Source organism: Acetatifactor aquisgranensis (genome assembly GCF_943193215.1).
GTDB classification, from domain to species: Bacteria; Bacillota; Clostridia; order Lachnospirales; family Lachnospiraceae; genus Acetatifactor; species Acetatifactor aquisgranensis.
Genome location: NZ_CALPDH010000098.1, coordinates 1 through 1,537, shown reverse-complemented (window position 1 = coordinate 1,537; position 1,537 = coordinate 1). Strand labels below are relative to the sequence as shown.

Genomic DNA, 1,537 nt, shown 5'->3' with positions numbered 1-1,537 from the left:
CCCAGCCTGTCCCTCATGTCCCCCAGCCTTTCCTGTCATGGCTGGACTCAGCTCCCGGCGGTGCCTGCCGGAGGCCCAGTCCAGCCGTGACAGGGTATTGCCTGTTCTTGTTCCCGCTGTTATGCCGCCTGTACCTGCGGCCTCCTGATGTCGCCCAACAGCTTATCAGGGTCATACTGGATACCCTTGGTAAGGATCGCGTAGAATATCCTCAGCACCTTACATGCCACCGCCACCACCGCCTGCATCTTTTTGAGCGGGTTCTCCTTCCGCGTCCGGTAATGCTCGTATATCTGACGGAACTCCGCATTCTTTCCCACCAGCGATATCGCCGCCTCGTACAGCACATACCTCAGGCGTTTCCGTCCCCGGTAGCTGATGCGGCTTTCTCCGTTATGCTTGCCCGAATCGTTTGCCACGATGGCGTATCCTGCCAGCTTCTGTAGCTGTTTGGGGCTGTCGAAACGTCCTATGTCCCCAACCTCTGCTATAAAGCCGCTGACCGTTGCCATCCCGATCCCCTTGATTGCCAGCAGGTTATCTATATACGGAATCCCCTTCAGCTTTTCTTCTATCCTCCGGAGCAGCCCCTCCAGTCTTGACGCATATGCATCCATGTCGTCCAGCAGGTTCTTCAGTTCCATCCGTGCCGCCTCCGGCGCTTCCTTGCTCCCTATGCTGTGCTCCGCAGCCGTTACCAGGGTCTTTGCCCTCTTCATCCCGGCGCCCCTCAGCTTTGCGTCCCTCCAGATCCGGTTCACGCCTTCCGCCCCCAGCTTCATGATGTCCTCCGGCAGCGGCGCTGCCTTCAGCACCATCCTCCCGCTTACCGCCTTCAGGTCCCCGTAGACGTCTTTGTACTCCGGAAAGTAGATGGAGAACCATCTCGACAGGCGGTTCTTGATCCTTGTGAGCTCCTCCTGCGTCTGGAAGCGCAGGTTCGATAAGCTCCTGATCTCTGCGTAGATGCCGACCGGCATGTAAGGGTAAGAGAACCTCCCCTCATTGACAAGCGCAGCGATCGTCTTGGGATCCTTCCGGTCATTCTTGTTGGGATTGTTGTCATCCAGCTCTTTGGATTTCTTCACATGATGGGGGTTCACATGCACCGGCTTCATTCCGTTGTCCTGCAGGAACTTCCCCAGGGCGAACCAGTAGTGGCCTGTCGGCTCCATGCCCGGAACCACTGCGGTCTTGCCGTGCTTCTCTGCAAGCTCCTCCATCCATGCCTTTAGTGTCTGGAAGCCGGCTTCGGTGTTGCTGAACTCCAGCGGTTTCTTTGTGTACTCGTAGTTACGCCAGTCGAATGCCCTGGCATAATGGGTCCCGCTTCCCACATCAATTCCGACAATCAAAGTTTTTTCAGTTATGGATGCAATTTTTGCGTTCTGTGTGTTACAATTCATCTTGGGATACCTCTCTGTTCAATAAGATTTTTACTAACCCGCAAAGTCAGCAATCTTATTTTACTCTGAGGTATCTTTTTATCAACCACCTTTCTTGGAATTCCCTATGTTTGTATTATACAGGAAGCTCC

At 54.6% G+C, this 1,537-nt stretch carries 1 protein-coding gene; it reads right to left on the bottom strand.

Going from position 1 to position 1,537, the window contains the following annotated elements:
• Positions 1-119: 119 nt before the first annotated feature.
• Complete coding sequence (locus NFS35_RS28805) at positions 120-1,406, bottom strand: IS110 family RNA-guided transposase (protein ID WP_251210383.1); 1,287 nt, start codon at positions 1,404-1,406, stop codon at positions 120-122.
• Between the last annotated feature and the right edge of the window lie 131 nt (positions 1,407-1,537).

Coding starts and splice junctions, on each gene's coding strand:
- NFS35_RS28805 (WP_251210383.1), bottom strand. CDS start 1,406: ATGAATTGTAACACACAGAACGCAAAAATTGCATCCATAACTGAAAAA.